Raw genomic sequence first — 16,455 nt, forward strand, 5'->3', positions numbered from 1 at the left:
ATTCTCAGCGTAGAGTTATTGGCACGAAAGGAGAGCAATCATGGCGACACTCTGCACGATGGCATGGGTATACGGTTCAGTTCAGGGGGTAGGCTTTCGCTACACGACGCAGCGGGAGGCGCTACGCTTAGGGCTGACGGGCTACGCGCGCAATCTTGACGACGGTAGCGTAGAGGTGCTGGCCTGCGGTGAGGCGGAGCAGGTGGCGGCGCTGGTGAGCTGGCTGAAGGAGGGCGGGCCTCGCAGCGCGCGGGTCGACCGGGTGCACACCGAGCCCCATCAGCCCACCAGAGAGTGGCAAAAATTCTCCATTCTGTACTAGATGCATTTCACCGGTTTGGGCAGCCCGGCAATTTTCGTTGCCTGTTTGGCGGGGCCTTTGGGGAACAGGCGGTAGAGATAGCGGCTGTTGCCTTTCTCCTCGCCGAACTTATTTGCCATCGCCTTCACCAGCATCCGAATGGCCGGCGAGGTGTTGAACTCCAGATAAAAGTCGCGGACAAAACGCACGACCTCCCAGTGTTCAGGCGACAGGACAATACCTTCCCGTTCGGCAATGGCTGTTGCCAGGGCTTCACTCCAGAGGGTGGTATCCTTCAGATAGCCTTCGCTATCGGTCTCAATTTCATTGCCTTCAAAGATCAACATAATTCTTCACACACCGCTAAAACTGGCGGCAGTTTAGCAAAAAAAAAGGCCCCGCATAAGCAGGGCCTGAGAAGAACTGAAGGGAGATTAGTCTTTGCTGGCGAAGCCCAGAATGCTCAGCAGGCTGACAAAGATGTTGTACAGCGACACATACAGGCTCACGGTTGCGCGGATATAGTTGGTTTCGCCGCCGCGGATGATGTTGCTGGTTTCAAACAGGATGGCGCCGGATGAAATCAGAATAAACACCGCGCTGATTGCCAGATGCAGAGCCTGCAGCTGCAGGAAAATATTCGCAACCATACCGATCAGCACCACCACTACGCCCGCCATCAGCATTCCGCCAAGGAAAGACATATCTTTGCGGGTCGTGAGCACGTACGCCGAGCAGCAGAAGAACACCAGCGCGGTACCGCCCAGCGCCAGGCCGATTAAATCTCCCATGCCTGCTGACAGATAGGCGTTGAGCATCGGCCCAAGGATATAGCCCAGGAAGCCGGTAAAGGCGAAGGCCGCCAGGATGCCCGACGGCTTGTCGGCCAGCTTATAGGTCAGGAACATCAACCCGTACATGCCGACCAGAGTCAGAATCAGCCCGGGAGACGGCAGCATCAGGACCGTGCTTGCCGTTGCCGTAATGGCAGAAAATGCCAGCGTCAGGCTGAGCAGGAAATAGGTGTTACGCAGAACTTTGTGCGTGCTGAGCAGCGATGAACGGTCACGCGACGACGTAATTATACGATCCATGAGTCACTCTCTTATGACAGATGTTATTAATAACGAAGCATAAAAAAACCACGCCAGAAGCCATAGTGCTTTTACCCATCTTTACTTAGACCTTAGCGCAATATTCCAGCATATTATTCTAATAAATTACGAAAAGGCGGTGTGTTTGTGCGTTTGGCGCCAGGAACCAGATCGGAATCTGATAGGTTACTGAAAAATATTGCGTTATCGCCATTCTGTGGCTAAGTGTGGGGAGGGTACAAACGAAGCGTCATAAAGGCAAGGGATATGAAATTACAAAAATATAACGACATCACGCAGGCATTATTGATGGCGGGTTTACTCGCCGCAGCGGCGCCGACTCTGGCTGCACAGGTCCCGGCCGGGACCGTGCTGGCAGAGAAGCAGGAGCTGGTCAGAAATAACGGCAGCGAGCCCTCGTCGCTGGATCCGCATAAGGTCGAAAGTGACGTTGAATTCAACATCATCAGCGATCTCTTCGAAGGACTGGTCAGCGTCTCTCCTGGGGGCGAGATTCAGCCTCGTCTGGCGGAGAAATGGGAAAATAAAGATAACACCGTATGGACGTTTCATCTGCGTCCGGGCATCACGTGGTCTGACGGGACCGCGATTACCGCGCCGGATATTGTCTGGAGCTGGCAGAGGCTGGTTTCCCCGGCCACGGCATCACCCTATGCCAGCTATCCGGGGAACATGCATATTGTGAACGCTCAGGATATCGCGCAGGGTAAAAAAACGCCCGACACGCTGGGCGTAAAGGCTATCGATGACGCGACGCTGGAAGTCACCTTAAACCAGCCTAACGCGGCGTTCTTGCCGATGCTGGCGCATCCGTCTCTGGTGCCGGTCGATAAAGTGCTGGTAAATCGCTTTGGCGAGAAGTGGACCAAACCGGAACATCTGGTGACCAGCGGCGCCTATAAGCTGTCCCGGTGGGTGGTGAACGAGCGCATTGTGGCCGAGCGGAATCCGCGCTACTGGGATAACGCCGATACCGTCATCAATAAAGTGACCTATCTACCCATTAGCTCCGAGGCGGCAGACGTTAACCGCTATAAAGCGGGGGAAATCGATATCGTTTATACGGTGCCGATCAACCAGTTTGCTCAGTTGAAAAAAACTATGGGCGAGCAGGTGAACGTCTCGCCGCAGCTGGCGACTTACTATTACGAGTTCAATACCACTAAGCCGCCGTTTAACGACCCGCGGGTCCGGCTGGCGCTGAATATGGCGCTGGATAAAGACATTATCGCTGAGAAGGTATTGGGGCAGGGTCAGCGTCCGGCATGGCTAATTAGCCAGCCTGATATTGGCGGCGTAAAGCTGCATAACCCGGATTATGCCAGCTGGCCGCGCGACAAGCGTATTGCCGAGGCTAAAAGGCTGCTGAGAGAAGCCGGTTATAACGAAAGCCACCCGCTGGTGTTTAATTTGCTCTACAACACTTCAGAATCGCATCAGCGCGTGGCAATCGCCGCCAGTTCGATGTGGAAGAAGAATCTAGGCGTTGAGGCGAAGCTACAAAATCAGGAATGGAAAACGATGCTCGACACCATGCATACGCATAATTTTGATGCGGTGCGCTACGCGTGGATTGCTGATTATGACGATGCCGCTACCTTCCTCAATAACTTCCGTACCGGCGATAGTGAAAACACCAGCCAGTACAGCAATCCTGCGTACGATGAAGCGTTACGCAATGCGGCCAAAGCTCCGGACGTGACCACCCGCGGCAAGTTTTATCAGCAGGCGGAGGATCTGTTGGGCAAAGATGTTCCGGCAGTCCCGGTTTATCACTATGTCCGCACGCATCTGGTGAAGCCGTGGGTCGGCGGATTTACGCCGGATAAGCTGGGGTATTACTTCACCAGGGATATGTACATCAAAAAACATTAACGCGGAGAGGGCGGTTGGCGCTGGAATTCTGTGCAAACCGCCTGATTTTCAGACGAATAACGCGTTTTTGTTTATTTTTAAGGCAGTTGAACGAAATCGTGCTTTACAGCCTGAACAGAGGTGTTTATAGTGCGCCCCATACCGGAAGCGTGGCCGAGCGGTTGAAGGCACCGGTCTTGAAAACCGGCGACCCGAAAGGGTTCTAGAGTTCGAATCTCTACGCTTCCGCCAAATAAAACAAGGGGTTACCGAAAGGTGGCCCCTTGTTACTTTGTGTTCTACATAAAGTAATACAAAAAAAGCCCATAGAAACGGGCTTTTTTTGCATCCAAAATCCGTATTTTTCCCACCAAAATATTAATGAAGTTGACTTTGAGCAAGTCGCAGCCATGCTGATGTGGTATTCGGATATATTCAGAAAGTAAATTTTACTCTTTCACCGAAAGAGACTAACAATAAAATATAACCAATCAGGCTAAATATGATTGATAAATTCCATATCATGTATGTGGGAATAAAATAGAAAGCCGCTGCTATCGTGCTGAAAATATTAAATAAGATTTTAATGAAGTTGCGGAAATAGCATGTAACCGGGTTTCTCCAGAGGATGTAAGGGAATGCTAATATTTATATTCATCGGATGTCGGGATATTATCTGGTAAGGCTTTCCCTTTTATTTCATTTATTTTCTTGTTGTGGAATGATTTTTAAGTATTTATTGACACATGTGGGTGGTAATGATAATTATTATTTATTGAAAGTAGTCTTTATCGATAAATAGGTGAGTCAAGGTAAATCCGGAGGGAACTGTATGAGCTTTGAAGCTAAAAAGGAACGTGCCATCGCCGTTATGGAAAGCAAGAAGATGTGGCGTAGTAATTATGCCCCGCCTTTGCTACGCCTCGCGTGGAAAGCTGGCCTCAAGATACCGCCGTTACCTTTTGCCTCGTTCTGGCAAATTACTTTGTTGATGGGGGGATGGTTTGGTCCGGCATGGGGGATTTGTATGTGGTTTTCCTCATGGAAGGACAGCGGTATGCAACCGGGAGTTGCATTCGCCTCATGCACGGTAGCGGGTATTTTCTTTGGCGCTTCTATGGCTGCGTATCATTGGTGGCGAAAGGTAGTTAACAATCTGCCAGACTGGGATAGTCTGGAGTAAATATCTTTCTAACGCTATATAGTCTTTAAATGGACAAGGTGTGAAATGGGAAAATAAGATATTGGCTAATGGCTGGGTTGATTATACTTCTCGCAATTATTTACATTGCCACCAATGACAGGGATTCTACGCTTTCTAAGTTGAAATCAGCGGGCGAAAATGGAAATGCAGAAGCCCAATACGCTTTGGGTCTCATGTATTTCTATGGAGAAATGTTGGATGTTGATTATGAGCAGGCAAGGGCCTGGTATGAAAAAGCTGCTGCGCAAAAGATGCACAGGCACAGTTCGATCCTGGCGTGATGAATGAACGTGGTGAAGGGTGAAGTATAAACCCAGAGCAAGCAACAACCTGGTATGAGCTGGCATGTAAGAATGGGCACAAGGAAGGTTGCGAACGTTATGAATATTTATTAAAAAAATAATGCAATAATAAAATCACGCGTGAATACGATAAATTTGTATGATCATAAATATCCTGTTTGAGGGTTATTAATAAACGGTGATGCTGAGGGATGAGCGACTAAAATAATCCTGAACATTTATCAGGAAGCCGGCATCCAGGGAGAGCAAGAGGTAAAGCCGGGGCTAAGTGCTCCCGAACCCGGTGCACTGAGCACCGGGCTAAGAGCGAGGTTATCGCTACGAATGTTCCTCATTCCTGATAGGTTCTTTCAGAACAAAGCCATAGCTGAGGGCCCCGAGTAATAACAGGGCCGCACCGGCAAGGAAGACATAGGTAAAGTTGTTGGTCGTATCGAGAATTAAGCCGGCAACGATAGGGGCCAGCGCCGCGCCCAGGAAACCGCCGAAATTCTGAATTGAGCCGAGAGAGCCTACCGAGCCCGCGGGAGCGACATCCGTCACCAGCGCCCAGATTACGCCTGAAGGAAGCTGGGCGGCGAAATAACCAATAGTCAGTAACAACATACACAGCGGCGTGCTTTCAATGTAAGGTACCGGCGCCACCGCACATGCCGCAATTAGCGCTCCGCCGACGATCGGGATCTTACGCGCGGTAATCGCTTTCATGCCTTTTCTAATCAGTAAGTCTGAAATAACGCCTCCCAGCAGCACGCCAAAAATACCCACAAAGAAAGGGATGGCGGCCAGCCAGCCGGTATTCATCAGACTCATATGACGATCGTGCTCAAGATAACGCGGCAGCCAGGTCAGGTAGACCCAGACCGTAAAGTAAATCCCGAAACAGCCTACGACCATCCCCCACGTCGAGCGCTCGCGGAACAGGGAACCCCAGCTGCGGGAAGGTGCGAAAGGCGACTGATGGGGGTCGACAATCTTGTCTTGCGGGGCCTCTTCTGCGGTGGGTTCGCGATAAAACCGCAGCCATGCGAGCAGGATCACCAGGCCGAGAACCCCAATGACGATAAACATGCCTCGCCAGCCCATGGTCAGCATCAGGATCGTCAGTATGGGGGGCGCGATGGCGTTGGCAATCTGCGATCCGGTGTTGAACAGAGCGGTTGGAAAGCCGCGCTCTTCTTTACTGAACCAGCTATTGGTGACTTTGACGCCGGAGGTAAAAAACGGCGATTCCGTTACGCCCAGCAGCATACGCAGTGCGTACATTACCCCAAAGCCATTAGCAAACGCGCAGAATATCGTCACCAGCGACCAGCCCCCGGCGGCAAAGGAAAACATCTTTTTGGGGCCAAAGCGGTCGACAAGATACCCGGCAGGGAGATTGGCCAGCGCATAGGGCCACAGAAAAGCCGATAGCAGTAATCCCATCTGAAATGACGACAGGCCAAATTCAGCGGCAATGGTCGAATTCGCGACGCTGAGATTGGCGCGGTCGAGATAGTTGACCACGGCGGCCAGCAAAATAATCACCACCAGGTACCATCTGAGTTTTGCTCCGGGAATGGCGTTAGCTTTATTCTGGCTGAGGGCATTATCAGGTACGGGTACAGAGTCTGTTCTTCTCATGAAAGAATCCTCTAAACTTCATCTTGACATCGACGTTATGCGTTTAAAATTTATATTATTCGTCGAAGTTAAACGGGAGCTGACGTTTCCAGTTCAGCAAGCCCGGCAATCAAGCTCTGCACTTCTTCGGGCGTAATATTTAATTGCGGCGCGCGCATAACGCCGGCATCAATTCCGCGATATTTAAGCCCTTCTTTAAAGTAAGACATATTGCTGCCGTTTCTCAGCAGCTCGCAATATTTATTCGCCTGGCGCTGGGCGGCGCGTGCGCCTGGAATATCTCCGCGATTAAAGGCCTCATAAATTTTTATAAAAGGCTCCGGGTAAACACAGGAAACCCCTGAAACCACGCCATCGCAACCCATCGCCAGTGCCGGAAGAAACAGACGATCTGCGCCGACCATAACGGAAAAATCATGATCCTTGATGGCAAGGTACTGATTCACGGTGAGGTAGTCCGGGTAGCTGTATTTAATCCCCACGACATTCCTACACTTATCAGCAACGCGCTGAGCGACGTCAGCAGAAAGGTTGTTAGCGGCGCACTGCGGAATATTGTAGAGATAAACCGGGAAATCGTGGGGAACGGCATTGGCGACGGCGACAAAATAAGCTTCCAGCTCACGGTCGTTTGCGCCGAAAAACGCCGGAGTCACGACGCCAATCCCGTCAGCCCCGGCCTCGACCGCATGGCGAGCAAGCGACAGCGTTTCTGCGGTAGTCATCGCACCGACGTGAATATAAACCGTTGCTCGTTGGTTATTTCTTTTAATTACGGTTTCGGCAACTTTCTTGCGTTCTTGTTCGCTGAGGCGAAACATTTCGCCGGTGGTGCCCAGCGGATAAAGACAGTGCACGCCTTTCCCGACAAGAAAATCGGTCAGCGCTTCGATGCTTTCATAATTAATAGTATCGTCATCATTAAATGGTGTAATCATTGCGGTGGTAATGCCATATAATTTTTTCACAGAGACCTCGTCAGATGTTGAAGAAAATATTCCGGAAATAAGCGAAAGACGCCGGGAATTCCGGAGTTTTTACTGCCTGAATAAAGGTGAACAGTCTTGTTATTTATTAACGTAGCGGCTGAATACGCTAAAAATAATCAGCGCGACGGTACCGCCGGGATCTTCTTTACCCGCGCTGCTGTCGGCAAACGCCGCTGCTTTACCATGACGTGGAAACATGGTGCGGGTTGCTTCAAGCCCGGCCAGCGCGGCCGCCTGAGCGGCTTCCGCCGCGCGGCCGAGCGGCGCTCCGGCGGCGGTTTCCCGCGCTAACGCGTCGCTGGCGGGTAATAAGACATCCAGAACGGTTTTATCCCCGGGCTGGGCTTTCCCTCGCTCCGCGATACCCTGAGTAAAGGCGCTGAAGAAGGCGGCCAGATCTGCGGCGCTGAGCGTAATCAGCTCCGGCGCAAGCGCTTTCCCACCGCGCATAAACCCGGTAGCCATCAATGTTCCCATTGTCGATGGCGCCGCCCTGGCCATCGCAAAGCCGCACTGAATGAGGTAATGAGCGATACCTTTCTCCTGCTCGGGTTGTATCTGCTGTGCGGCATGAAAGGCTTTTTGCATCGTAATGCCAAGGTCACCGTCGCCCACGGCCTGGTCTAGTTTGATTAATTCATCCCGCTTCAGGCTCAGTTCGGCAGACCAGGCGGCAATAAGGCCCGTCGTATCGTTAAATGTCAGTTCAGTTTTCATATCGTACCTTTAGCTATCCAGATCCGGCTGGCAGAAGAAGGGGGTACCGGCGGAGGTGGCGAGGTAGCCCGCCAGTTCATCGTTGAGCTTACAAAGGGACAGCGAAAACCCGGTCATTTCCATTGCCGTGGCGTACTCCCCTTGATACACGTGGTATACGACGATGCCGCGTTCATTTAACGTTTGTTTGACCCGGCGGAAAAGAATATAAAGCTCATCCAGAGGCGTCCCTCCCAGGCCATTAAGCAGAACGGCAGTACGATCGCCGGGGGTAAAATGCAGTTCGTTAAGAAGCAGGGGCAGGATGCGGTCAATAATTTCGTCGGCAGTGCCGAGCGCGGCGGACGAAATTCCGGGTTCGCCATGGATACCCATGCCAATCGCCATTTCATTCTCGGCCACCGAGAAGGCGGCCTGACCAACCTCAGGAATGATGCAGGGTGAGAGCCCAATGCCAATCGTTCTGGTGCAATCCCCGACCTGTTTAGCCAGTCTGGCGACTTCATCGAGGGATAAACCGGCGGCAGCGGCGGCTCCGGCGATTTTATACATGAAAAAAATGCCGGCGACGCCGCGCCGCGTTGCCGCCCGTTCAACCGGGGCCGATCCGACGTCATCGGCACCGCGTACGGATAGCGTTCTGATATCCTCCATCTCCGCCATCTCGGAAGCCATGTCGAAATTGAGGATATCTCCGCTGTAATTACCGTAGAGGTAGAGTACGCCGGCCCCCTTATCCACCGCTTTTGTCACCTGTAAAATCTGATCGGCGGACGGAGATTGAAAAACATCGCCGACGGCGCAGCCATCGAGCAAATTATTCCCGACATACCCCAGAAACAGTGGCAGATGGCCCGAACCGCCGCCGGTGACAATGCCGACTTTCCCTGGGCGAGTCTCTTGGGCGGTCACCAGACAATGGCGATCGTTATTGGCATATTTAAGCTCCCGGGGATGCGCCGCATAAATTCCCTCGAGCATTTCTGCCACATATTCAGTAGGGATATTGATGAACTTCTTCATTTGGTAAATCCTTAAAGGATTGATATTTAATTAATGGCTTGCTGCCTGTCGGATATCTGTTTTGATAATGAAATTGGTCAGCGGTGGCGTAAACTAAAATTTTACTAAAATGATTTTAAGAAAAAATAATTGTGATGACTATCACATGTTTAAATTCGCTAAGCGGCTAGGGTTTATATAATAAAAGATAAGAGAATAAAGCTTGTAATACATAGGGTTGAATTGTCATTATGGTTAAAATTAAAGATATTGCTCAAAAGGCCAACGTTTCTTTGAGCGCAGTATCGATAGCGATTAACGGCAAAAAAGGGTTATCCGTAGAGACGCGGGAGAAGATCCTGAAAATTGCCCATGAATTAAATTATCAACAATCATCGACAAGAGAAATTCGCGGCGTATTACGATTCCTGAAAATTGCTTTACATGGCGAAACGATCAACGAGGCGCATAACCTGTTTATCAGTGGATATATTGATGGGCTCATCGAACAGGCCGGAAAATACAGCTATGCGCTTGAGGTTGTGGGCTATGACAAAAAAAGCGTTGAAGAAATCGTCCGCTCACAGAATAGCGGAGCCCTCGCCGATGGGCTGGTCATCCTTGGCACCGAGTTCGAGCAGGGGGACTTTACGCCCCTACGCCGATTATCGGTACCCTTTGTGATTATCGATAATGTGAACGATTTTTTACCCTTTGATTTTATTAACATGAATAATCGCGCGGCGATTTACAACATTCTTCACCATTTCAAACGTGCCGGAATAGAGGATATTGGGCTGGTATACAGCGATGCGCATACGCCAAATTTCAGGCAACGTGAGCAGGCATTTCATGAACTGGTACCGACGATAGGGCTAAGATCCGCAGAGGAGAATCTGGTCTGCGTCAGTCCGAACGCCCGATCGGCATATGAAGCCATGCTGAGCCATATCAGGGCAGCAGGAAAAATTGCACAAGGCTATTTTTGCATTAATGACATCGTCGCCTACGGCTGTATAAGAGCGCTACACGAATGTGGATTCCGCGTGCCCGACGATGTTTCAGTTATCGGTTTTGACGACCTGCCGGTCTCCGGGGTGATGGAACCGGCGCTGACTACCGTGAAAGTGGGGAATAAAAAGCTGGGAGCCGCCGCCGTTGATTTACTGGTCAGTAAAATAGACCACGGGCGGAATAACAACCATACCAGCGTGTTGCTCAGCGGTGAACTGGTCAAAAGAAAAAGCGTGCGTCAACGTTCCGCAAAGCCATGATGAATTACATTATTTCGTATCAACAGCCACGTATTATTGAGGGTATTATGATTATATCAAGCTTAGATAATGTCAGTCATGATTTTACTCCGTTAACGGAAATACTGAATCATCCCGAACTTGAGCTGTCGACGCTGATAAATACGCCGCACGGGAAATATTCTGTACAAGGACAGGAGTGGTTCTATATTATCAGCGAAGATGAAACCAAACCTGAAACTGGTCATAAAGCCGAGTTTCATAAACTCTATGGCGATATTCAGCTGGTGATTAACGGTTCGGAAACAATTTACTTCAGGACCACTCCGCCAGATGCAGAAGAGTACGGGGTACCGCCTGCCGCAACCGATCTTTATTTTTTAGAACACGGTAGTACGAATGGTTCAGTGGTGCTGAACAAGGGCGAGTTTATTGTTTTTTATCCCGGCGAAATTCATAAACCGATGTGCCATACCGCAGGTCGCGCTAATAGCGTCAAAAAACTGGTGGTGAAATTCCCTTATACCCGGCAAGAGTGAAAACGGTGTGATTAACGCAAGGGTTGCTGACGACCTTTGCGTTAATCCTGAAGGCGGGCTACCGTTTGCTGTCAGACGGGGAATTATCTCCCCAGTACGGCGGGGTTCCCACTTTCTCAAGCATAAAGTCGATAAAGGTTCTGACCTTATGCGGTAAAATCCGCTTTTGCGGATAGAGCATCCAGATGGCGGTTTCGCTGGGGAACATACTAAACTCCCGGTCCGGAAAGACCCGCTGGATATGGCCTTTTTCCTCCTCCTCACGGGATAACCAGTCAGGCAGAATCGCAATCCCGGCGTGGTTGCAGCAGGCATAAAGCATCGCGGCGCTGTCGCTGACGCTAAGCCGATAGTTAATCGATATCCGCTGCCATTCCTCTTCTGACCCGGCTTTGCGCGTATACCACCCGGCACCGTGCAGGCGAGAAAACATCACAATATTCATCTCTTTCTGACCGTCGCCGCCGGCACCGAGGGTGGCGGGAGGGCTGTTTTGCGCGATCCACTGCGGGCTGGCCCACGCTGCGCGCGTCTGAGAGGCCAGTTTGCGAGCGTGAATAGAGGAGTCCGGCAACACCCCAATGCGGATACTCAGATCGATTCGCGCTTCAATCAGATCCTGGATCTCATCATTAAAACTGATATCCAGAGAGATGTTGGGGTGCAGGCGGAGAAACTCATCGACAAAAGGCATGACATGTAACCGGCCAAAGGTGCTGGGCACGCTGATGCGCAGCAGGCCGGAAGGGTGCTTATCCAGCGCGGAAGTTAAATGGCGCGCTTCCTCCCATTGCAGGAGCAGCTGTCGGGCATGAGAGTAGAAAAAATCCCCGGTTTCCGTCAGCGTTAATCCGCGGGTGGAGCGGTTAAACAGCGTCACCTGTAAATACTCTTCCAGTTCAGAAATATGACGAGAGGCGGTGGATACTTCTATATTTAACGCTTTGGCTGCGGCGCTAAAGCTTTTATGATCGGCGGCGCTGACAAAGGTCCTGATTGCGGATAAATGGTTCATCGAATTTTACGTCTCATTTATGATGAATGTCTTTTCAGCAACCCATTCTGGTGTAGCCGCTTAGCAATAACGGTCCTGACTGTACAGCTTATCACTTTGCTTCCCCAATTATTCCCTGCAGTATTCATGGATACTGATGGTCGATGCATAAAAACGGCTTCCCCAACTGTAGGAAGCCGGATGATTAATGGCATAACATTATTTTGCCGTAACGCGCCAGACGGTATTTCCGACATCATCGGCGATGATTAACGCCCCCTGATTATCCTGAGCGAGTCCGACCGGAGCGCCATACAGCTCTTTCTCATCCCGGGAGACAAAACCGCTGACTACGCTCTCTGGCTTACCGACCGGTTTGCTATCTTTAAAGGCGACGAAGCTAACTTTATAGCCATTGAGCGGTGAGCGATCCCAGCTCCCGTGCTCGCTGATAAAGGCGCCGCCCTGGTATTTTTGCGGCAGCATCTGCCCGGTATAAAACAGCATCCCCAGCGGCGCAACGTGGGAGCTCAGGGCGTAGTCCGGCTTGATGGCTTTGGCGACCTTGTCCGGGCGAGGCGGCTGGACGCGGCGATCGACATGCTGGCCGAAATAGCTCCAGGGCCAGCCATAAAAACCGCCGTCCTGAACGGAGGTCAGATAATCGGGAACCAGGTCGGCGCCTATCTCATCGCGTTCATTGACAATCGCCCACAGTTTCCCGCTCTGCGGCTCCCAGCCGAGGCCCGTCGGGTTCCTGATGCCGCTGGCAAAGATCCGGCTGGCTCCCTGTGCGGTATCGACTTCAAGAACGGCGGCGCGACGGTACTCAACGTCCAGACCGTTCTCGGTAATATTGCTGTTAGAACCGACCCCGACATACAGCTTCTTACCATCGGGACTCGCCAGCAGCGCTTTGGTCCAGTGGTGGTTAATGGTATTGGGCAGATCGGTGAGCTCGGTTCCGGCATCGCTGACGTGCGTTTCACCCTGCTGATAGTGATAACGCATGATGCTGTCGGTATTGGCCACGTACAGGTTGTCGCCAATCAGCTGTACGCCGAACGGGGAGTGCAGATGTTCGAGGAAAACATGTTTCTCCCAGCCGCTGCCGCTTTTGCGTAGCAGGGTAATGCGATTACCGCCTGTACCGCCTTTGCCGGACTGATTTTTTACGATCCCGGCAATCAGCTGTTTCGGTGTGGTCAGCGGCTCTTCGCCGGGACTGTTGCTTTCAACCACCAGCACATCATCGTTTGGCAGGACGTAGACCATGCGCGGATGCAGGAAACCGTCGGCCATCTTCTCAATGCTCAGTCCCTGGGCGACGTCCGGCTGCGCGCCTGCTTTCCAGCCCACGCCGGACGGAACCTGCATTGGCGGCATCAGGTAATCCTGTGCTTTTGGCATCAGCGGATCGGGCCCGGTTTGTTGAGCCGGCGACAGTTTCGCTTTTTCATCACATCCCGCAAGGACCAGAGTCAGCGTTAACATTACTGGTAGGGGCAGTAATATTTTATTCATAGCCATAACCTTTATTTTTTGCGTGGCAGGAGGAGCTGATAATGTTGGCAAGAAGCACACAGATAACGGTGATGGTCGAATAGACCACATTTTGTGGCGCAATGGCGTAAGCATCGCGGCTGTGGACAAAACAGTTCACAATGGCTGAAATAATCGCGATGACGTTCAGCCAGAAATCAATTTTCGCCGCCGGGAGCCGAGGGGAAGGGACGAAGAACCAGACCTGCGCGAGATTAATCAGCCGTGGGACGATCGCGAAAATCAACCCCAGGGCAATAAGCCAGCTGGCGCTTTTTCCCCACATCACGTTGGCGCTGTAGAGATAAATAATATCAAAGATCCATTCGGCAATAAAAAAACCGTAAGGTACGGGGTTGAGAAGATTATAAATTATCGTCGCAAGCGTATTACGCCGGCCATGAGAGTGTTCACTCATACTATTAATTCCTCGTCAGGGAGAATAAAGGCACGCTGAGGTTTCTGCTGTCAGTTACGTAATAAGGACAGGTGAATGGCTGCCTGCAAAATAACCGGACTAATTAGTGTGTATTAACATTATAAACACGTAAATAATTATACATATTGTTAATAAGTTCGATATATCAATGTACGGAAATCTGTTTTGCAGAAATCGCCATACCTGATGGTGTTATAGTTAGTTATTGTGGTATTCAGCTAAATCGACTACGCAGAGATGTTCAGGTCATGGTCAGCGGAAACTGCGTGGGGATATTAATCGTGATGTGGGAGAATATGGAATGAACTTACCGGTTGTCGCCGTCCTTGGGCTGGGTGCTATGGGGCACGCTTTTGCCAGCAATCTGCTAAAAAATGGCTTTACCGTCCACGGCTGGAACCGTTCGCCAGAACGGGGGGAGGATCTGCTGGGCTGCGGGCTTATCCGGCATGCGACGCCGCAGCAGGCGGTGGCGTCTGCCGAGGTCATTCTGTCAGTCCTGACCGATGCGGAAGCCACATTGAACGTGATCCAGCAGATTGCCCCCGAGTGCCGGGAAGGCGCGATTTTTTGCCAGATGGGCACTATCGGGGTCGGGGAGACCCGGGAAGCCATCGGCCTGCTGGAATCAAGGGCTCCTTCGCTGATCTACCTCGATGCCCCGGTTTCGGGGACCAAAAAACCGGCCGAGAATGCGCAAATTCTGGTGCTCGCCAGCGGCGATCGTCCGCGATGTGCGGCAGCTGAGCGCGTATTCGCCGCCATTGCGCGCCGCACGCAATGGTTTGGTGAAGCCGGCAGCAGCCAGAAAATGAAGCTCGTGCTGAACGCCTGGCTGATTACGATGATGGAAGGCGTGGCCGAAAGCGCATTGCTGGCGACGAAATTAGGGTTTTCCCCCGCAGAGTTCTGGCAAGCGGTGGATGGCGGTCCACTGGCGGCGCCGTATGTCAAAGGCAAGCTGGATATGATTGCGGAGAACCGTTTTCCTGCGCAAATGCAGCTCAGCCACGCGCTAAAAGATGCCAATCTGGCGCTCGATGCGGCCGAAGGCACGGAGCTGCCGATCCTGAGCAAAATCGCCGATTGCTGGGACGAGGCGGCCGCAGATGGCTATGCCGATCAGGATCTGGCGGCGGTTTACGCCTGGCTTGCGGGCCAGCCGAAAAGCCAGCGCTAAGCGCAAAGCGCAGAAGGTCCAGGTGAGTGTGGCGTGAAACCAGCTGCGCTCTTCACGTCGCCCCGAGGAGCGACGCTCAGGAAAAGGCCTCTACTATATCCTCGACCGTCCAATACTCTTGTGCGCCGTCAGGGAGACGGTCATTTACCCGAGTATCGATGCGTTCCGCCGGGGCGCACTGCGCCGGCGAGGAATTATTGAGTTTGCTGTAGTCGCAAACCACACTCGCCTGGACGCACCCCACTATCAGTTTGTGCTTACTGTATTCATGCCTGTCAGTTTCTACGCTTGCGTACCGCATTCGCGGGAATAGTTCCGCGCGGAACGGTTACGGTCGGATGAGATAAGCATGTTATTCCTTGTTGGGAACTTTTTAATAGAAAAAAAGCTAATTAACTCATCCGCTTAGGTTCGAGTTTTATTGTTTTTCCTGAGAATGAATCAGTCTGGCAATAGTTTTGCTATCTATAAAAGGCAAAACCAAAACGAACGTTTCTTTTAAGAGGAAAAAGCATGACTCGTAAACTTGCTATTTATGGTAAGGGGGGGATTGGTAAATCCACCACCACGCAAAATACCGCCGCAGCATTGGCCTTTTTTCATGGTAAAAAAATTTTTATTCACGGCTGCGATCCTAAAGCTGACTCCACGCGCCTTATTCTTGGTGGTAAACCGCAAGAAACATTGATGGATGTGCTACGCGATCAAGGGGCGGAGAAAATCACTAATGAAATGGTGGTGAAAACAGGCTGTTTTAATATTCGCTGTGTCGAATCTGGTGGCCCGGAGCCAGGGGTGGGCTGTGCCGGTCGTGGGGTGATTACCGCCATTGACTTGATGGAAGATAATAAGGCCTATACCGACGACCTTGATTTTATTTTCTTTGACGTGCTGGGTGACGTCGTTTGCGGTGGGTTTGCCATGCCTATCCGCGATGGCAAAGCCCAGGAGGTTTACATCGTCGCATCTGGTGAAATGATGGCGATATACGCCGCCAACAATATCTGCAAGGGGCTGGTGAAATACGCCAAACAGAGCGGGGTGCGCCTCGGCGGTATCATCTGCAACAGCCGAAACGTTGATGGTGAAAAGGAGTTTCTTGAGGAGTTCACGGCGGCGATTGGGACGAAAATGATTCATTTTGTCCCACGTGACAATATTGTCCAAAAAGCCGAATTCAATAAAAAAACGGTGACCGAATTTGACCCCAATGCTAATCAGGCGCAGGAGTATCGCGAGCTGGGACGTAAAATCATTGAAAATGACGATCTGGTGATCCCACAGCCATTATCCATGGATCAGCTGGAAAAGATGGTTGTTAAATACGGGATGATGGATTAATTTTCTCCAGGGTTAATATCCCTGTATTCAGCCATATTTGTCAGATGGGGTGGATGA

At 51.3% G+C, this 16,455-nt stretch carries 17 protein-coding genes, 1 tRNA gene and 1 pseudogene; 9 read left to right on the plus strand and 10 right to left on the minus strand.

Annotated elements, in window-relative coordinates; translation table 11 throughout:
- The first annotated feature begins 40 nt into the window (after window positions 1-40).
- Window positions 41-322 (plus strand): acylphosphatase, encoded by a 282-nt coding sequence (gene yccX / locus GO007_RS04015; protein WP_041144841.1) that lies wholly within the window; start codon window positions 41-43, stop codon window positions 320-322.
- Here yccX and tusE read toward each other — a convergent pair.
- The gene (gene tusE, locus GO007_RS04020) at window positions 319-648 is read right to left on the minus strand and encodes a sulfurtransferase TusE (RefSeq protein WP_095095816.1); all 330 of its coding nucleotides are present in this window, start codon (window positions 646-648) and stop codon (window positions 319-321) included. The genes yccX and tusE overlap by 4 nt on opposite strands.
- 87 nt (window positions 649-735) lie before the next feature.
- Window positions 736-1,395 (minus strand): FtsH protease modulator YccA, encoded by a 660-nt coding sequence (yccA, locus tag GO007_RS04025; RefSeq protein WP_095095819.1) that lies wholly within the window; start codon window positions 1,393-1,395, stop codon window positions 736-738.
- Between the two features lie 267 nt (window positions 1,396-1,662).
- On the opposite strand from yccA, the gene GO007_RS04030 reads away from it, so the two are divergent.
- From GO007_RS04030 to GO007_RS04045, 4 genes are all read left to right on the plus strand, one after another.
- On the plus strand, window positions 1,663-3,291 hold the full coding sequence (locus tag GO007_RS04030) for an ABC transporter substrate-binding protein (protein ID WP_095095822.1): 1,629 nt from the start codon (window positions 1,663-1,665) through the stop codon (window positions 3,289-3,291).
- A 143-nt stretch (window positions 3,292-3,434) separates the two neighbouring features.
- Window positions 3,435-3,522 (plus strand) — tRNA-Ser (locus GO007_RS04035).
- Window positions 3,523-4,102: 580 nt separating this feature from the next.
- Window positions 4,103-4,453, plus strand: a complete 351-nt coding sequence (locus GO007_RS04040) for a DUF6404 family protein (RefSeq protein WP_095095825.1) — start codon at window positions 4,103-4,105, stop codon at window positions 4,451-4,453.
- Between the two features lie 68 nt (window positions 4,454-4,521).
- A complete protein-coding gene (locus GO007_RS04045) occupies window positions 4,522-4,755 on the plus strand; it encodes an SEL1-like repeat protein (RefSeq protein ID WP_223261744.1) in 234 nt (77 codons plus the stop codon).
- Between the two features lie 339 nt (window positions 4,756-5,094).
- On the opposite strand, the gene GO007_RS04050 is transcribed toward GO007_RS04045, so the two are convergent.
- From GO007_RS04050 to GO007_RS04065, 4 genes are all read right to left on the minus strand, one after another.
- Window positions 5,095-6,402 carry an MFS transporter gene (locus GO007_RS04050; protein WP_095095828.1) on the minus strand — a complete coding sequence of 436 codons (1,308 nt, stop codon included), beginning with the start codon at window positions 6,400-6,402 and terminating at the stop codon, window positions 5,095-5,097.
- Between the two features lie 68 nt (window positions 6,403-6,470).
- Window positions 6,471-7,370, minus strand: coding sequence for a dihydrodipicolinate synthase family protein (locus tag GO007_RS04055; RefSeq protein WP_095095831.1), 900 nt, complete (start codon window positions 7,368-7,370; stop codon window positions 6,471-6,473).
- Between the two features lie 99 nt (window positions 7,371-7,469).
- The gene (locus tag GO007_RS04060) at window positions 7,470-8,108 is read right to left on the minus strand and encodes a DAK2 domain-containing protein (RefSeq protein WP_095095834.1); all 639 of its coding nucleotides are present in this window, start codon (window positions 8,106-8,108) and stop codon (window positions 7,470-7,472) included.
- A gap of 9 nt (window positions 8,109-8,117) precedes the next feature.
- A complete protein-coding gene (locus tag GO007_RS04065) occupies window positions 8,118-9,131 on the minus strand; it encodes a dihydroxyacetone kinase subunit DhaK (RefSeq protein WP_095095837.1) in 1,014 nt (337 codons plus the stop codon).
- Between the two features lie 230 nt (window positions 9,132-9,361).
- On the opposite strand from GO007_RS04065, the gene GO007_RS04070 reads away from it, so the two are divergent.
- Together GO007_RS04070 and GO007_RS04075 are read left to right on the plus strand one after the other, a co-directional pair.
- The gene (locus GO007_RS04070; protein WP_095095840.1) at window positions 9,362-10,384 is read left to right on the plus strand and encodes a LacI family DNA-binding transcriptional regulator; all 1,023 of its coding nucleotides are present in this window, start codon (window positions 9,362-9,364) and stop codon (window positions 10,382-10,384) included.
- On the plus strand, window positions 10,381-10,902 hold the full coding sequence (locus GO007_RS04075) for a NanQ anomerase/TabA/YiaL family protein (RefSeq protein ID WP_095095843.1): 522 nt from the start codon (window positions 10,381-10,383) through the stop codon (window positions 10,900-10,902). Before GO007_RS04070 ends, GO007_RS04075 begins: the two co-directional genes overlap by 4 nt.
- Window positions 10,903-10,960: 58 nt before the next feature.
- Here GO007_RS04075 and GO007_RS04080 read toward each other — a convergent pair whose 3' ends face one another.
- The 3 genes from GO007_RS04080 to GO007_RS04090 form a co-directional block, all read right to left on the minus strand.
- Window positions 10,961-11,917, minus strand: a complete 957-nt coding sequence (locus tag GO007_RS04080; RefSeq protein WP_095095846.1) for a LysR family transcriptional regulator — start codon at window positions 11,915-11,917, stop codon at window positions 10,961-10,963.
- Window positions 11,918-12,115: 198 nt separating this feature from the next.
- Window positions 12,116-13,420, minus strand: coding sequence for a PQQ-dependent sugar dehydrogenase (locus GO007_RS04085; protein WP_095095849.1), 1,305 nt, complete (start codon window positions 13,418-13,420; stop codon window positions 12,116-12,118).
- Entirely contained in the window at window positions 13,413-13,856 is a 444-nt protein-coding gene (locus tag GO007_RS04090) for a DUF2231 domain-containing protein (protein ID WP_095095852.1), read from the minus strand. Before GO007_RS04090 ends, GO007_RS04085 begins: the two co-directional genes overlap by 8 nt.
- Before the next feature lie 322 nt (window positions 13,857-14,178).
- On the opposite strand from GO007_RS04090, the gene GO007_RS04095 reads away from it, so the two are divergent.
- On the plus strand, window positions 14,179-15,057 hold the full coding sequence (locus GO007_RS04095; protein ID WP_095095855.1) for an NAD(P)-dependent oxidoreductase: 879 nt from the start codon (window positions 14,179-14,181) through the stop codon (window positions 15,055-15,057).
- 76 nt (window positions 15,058-15,133) lie between these two features.
- Here GO007_RS04095 and GO007_RS29480 read toward each other — a convergent pair.
- Window positions 15,134-15,283: pseudogene (locus tag GO007_RS29480) on the minus strand (hypothetical protein); the annotation flags it as partial.
- Window positions 15,284-15,570: 287 nt separating this feature from the next.
- On the opposite strand from GO007_RS29480, the gene nifH reads away from it, so the two are divergent.
- Window positions 15,571-16,398, plus strand: a complete 828-nt coding sequence (gene nifH, locus GO007_RS04100; RefSeq protein ID WP_095095861.1) for a nitrogenase iron protein — start codon at window positions 15,571-15,573, stop codon at window positions 16,396-16,398.
- Window positions 16,399-16,455 lie beyond the last annotated feature (57 nt).

This window comes from Klebsiella sp. 10-1 (assembly GCF_009758445.1).
GTDB lineage: Bacteria > Pseudomonadota > Gammaproteobacteria > Enterobacterales > Enterobacteriaceae > Klebsiella > Klebsiella scottii.